This is a genomic window from Staphylococcus sp. EG-SA-2, assembly GCF_017152085.1.
On sequence record NZ_JACYHC010000599.1, the window covers coordinates 1 to 2,681 of the forward strand.

Sequence of the window (2,681 nt, forward strand, 5' to 3'; positions counted from 1 at the left end):
AAGAATGGCTTAACAACGCGGTTTAAAGCTATCCAATACTACCTTCCATTTCGAACTTGATTAAACGGTTCATTTCGACCGCGTATTCCATTGGAAGTTCTTTTGTAAATGGTTCGATGAATCCCATAACAATCATTTCTGTCGCTTCTTCTTCAGAAATACCACGACTCATTAGATAAAATAATTGTTCTTCAGAAACTTTTGAAACCTTGGCTTCATGTTCTAATGATATTTGATCGTTGAATACTTCGTTATATGGAATTGTATCTGATGTTGATTCGTTATCTAAGATTAATGTATCACATTCAATATTTGAACGAGCACCTTTTGCTTTACGTCCAAAATGAACAATACCGCGATAAATAACTTTACCACCATTTTTAGAAATAGATTTAGAAACAATCGTTGAAGATGTATTTGGCGCTTTATGAATCATTTTAGCACCGGCATCTTGAACTTGTCCTTTACCAGCAAATGCAATAGATAATGTACTACCTTTTGCACCTTCACCTAAAAGAACACAGTTTGGATATTTCATCGTTAACTTAGAACCTAAGTTACCATCTACCCATTCCATATTTCCGTTTTCATAAACAAAAGTACGTTTTGTAACTAAATTGTATACATTGTTCGCCCAGTTTTGAATCGTAGTATAACGAACGTGCGCATCTTTATGCACAATGATTTCCACAACAGCAGAGTGTAAAGAACTAGTTGTATAAACTGGTGCAGTACAACCTTCTACGTAATGTACAGAAGCACCTTCATCAGCAATGATTAATGTACGTTCAAATTGACCCATGTTCTCAGAGTTAATACGGAAATAAGCTTGTAGTGGCGTATCTAGTTTGATATTTTTAGGTACATAAATGAACGAACCACCTGACCATACTGCTGAGTTTAACGCCGCAAATTTGTTATCTGCTGCAGGTACTACAGAAGCAAAGTATTTTTTGAATAATTCTTCATTTTCTTGTAAAGCACTATCTGTATCTTTAAAGATAATACCTTTTTCTTCAAGTTCTTTTTCCATATTATGGTAAACAACTTCAGATTCATATTGAGCAGAAACACCAGCTAAATATTTTTGTTCAGCTTCAGGAATTCCTAATTTATCGAAAGTTCTTTTAATTTCTTCTGGCACTTCATCCCATGAACGTTCAGCTTGTTCTGAAGGCTTTACATAGTAAGTAATGTCATCGAAATTCAATTCTGATAAGTCGCCACCCCATTGAGGCATTGGCATTTTATAAAACAATTTTAATGATTTAAGACGGAAATCTAACATCCATTCCGGCTCATTTTTCATGTTAGAAATTTCTCTAACGATATTCTCAGTTAAACCACGTTCTGATCTGAAAATGGATACATCATCGTCGTGGAATCCATATTTATAATCCCCAACATCAGGTGCTTTTTTAGCCATTTCAATCACTCCTTAAAAATATATTTACAACGGCGTGCGTAAGTTTTTAATTCATGATGTAAACCATATTATAACAATGACATGACATCTTATAAAAATTTTTATACTTTTATATGTCTAATATCAAAATCATCTATGATTAACAGCATTCTATTCTTCTTCAGTCGTACCTTCTGCTTTACCTTCTTTAGCAACAGTACCTTTTTCCAATGCTTTCCAAGCTAATGTGGCACATTTAATACGAGCTGGGAATTGAGATACACCTTGCAATGCTTCAATATCTCCCATTTCTTCTGTAATCACATAGTCTTCACCAAGCATCATTTTCGTAAATTCTTGGCTCATTTGCATTGCTTCTCCAAGTGAATGACCTTTAACAGCTTGTGTCATCATCGATGCACTTGCCATTGAAATCGAACAACCTTCACCTTCAAACTTAGCATCTTTTATAATGCCGTCTTCTATATCAAATGTTAGTCGTATACGGTCACCGCATGTCGGGTTATTCATATCTACTGTCATAGACCCGTTATCTAATACACCTTTATTTCTAGGATTTTTATAATGATCCATAATGACAGATCTATATAATTGATCTAGATTATTAAAATTCATAAGAGAAAAACTCCTTCGTTTGTTTCAAGGCATTTATTAACTGATCAATGTCTTCTTTCGTGTTGTATATATAAAAACTCGCTCTAGCTGTTGAAGACACATTTAACCATTTCATTAACGGTTGCGCACAATGATGCCCAGCTCTAACCGCTACACCTTCTGTATCTACGGCTGTAGCAACATCGTGTGGATGTACATCTTGTAAATTAAACGTTATTACACCTGCACGACGATCCTTAGGCGGGCCATAAATTTCAATTCCTTCAATTGCAGACATTTGCTCATAAGCATATATCGTTAATTCTTGTTCATATTTATGAATTGCATCAAAACCTATGCGTTCTAAATAGCGAATAGCTTCTGCAAGCCCAATTGCTTGAGCAATTAATGGAGTACCCGCCTCAAATTTAGTAGGTAAATCAGCCCATGTTGCATCATACTTACTTACAAAATCAATCATGTCACCACCGAACTCAATCGGTTCCATTTTTTGTAGTAACTCACGTTTACCAAATAATACGCCAATACCTGTTGGTCCAAGCATTTTATGACCACTAAAACTATAAAAATCAGCATTCATTTCTTGCATATCAAGTTTCATATGTGGTGCTGCTTGCGCCCCATCAACACTGATAATTGC

The 2,681-nt window shown here is 35.0% G+C and carries 3 protein-coding genes; all 3 read right to left on the bottom strand.

The window, feature by feature from the left end; genetic code table 11:
• Nucleotides 1-28: 28 nt before the first annotated feature.
• Nucleotides 29-1,426, bottom strand: a complete 1,398-nt coding sequence (sufB, locus tag IDG60_RS10685; protein ID WP_001074405.1) for a Fe-S cluster assembly protein SufB — start codon at nucleotides 1,424-1,426, stop codon at nucleotides 29-31.
• Nucleotides 1,427-1,576: 150 nt separating this feature from the next.
• Nucleotides 1,577-2,041: a Fe-S cluster assembly sulfur transfer protein SufU gene (gene sufU, locus IDG60_RS10690; RefSeq protein WP_001010508.1), complete on the bottom strand. Its 465-nt coding sequence runs from the start codon at nucleotides 2,039-2,041 to the stop codon at nucleotides 1,577-1,579.
• Nucleotides 2,031-2,681, bottom strand: a 651-nt coding sequence (locus IDG60_RS10695; protein WP_206160678.1) for an aminotransferase class V-fold PLP-dependent enzyme, incomplete at its 5' end; no start/stop codon positions are given. The genes sufU and IDG60_RS10695, both read right to left, overlap by 11 nt.

What these genes read in the sequence shown, in the direction of transcription:
- sufB (WP_001074405.1), bottom strand. Translation starts at nt 1,426, where the DNA reads ATGGCTAAAAAAGCACCTGATGTTGGGGATTATAAATATGGATTCCAC.
- sufU (WP_001010508.1), bottom strand. Translation starts at nt 2,041, where the DNA reads ATGAATTTTAATAATCTAGATCAATTATATAGATCTGTCATTATGGAT.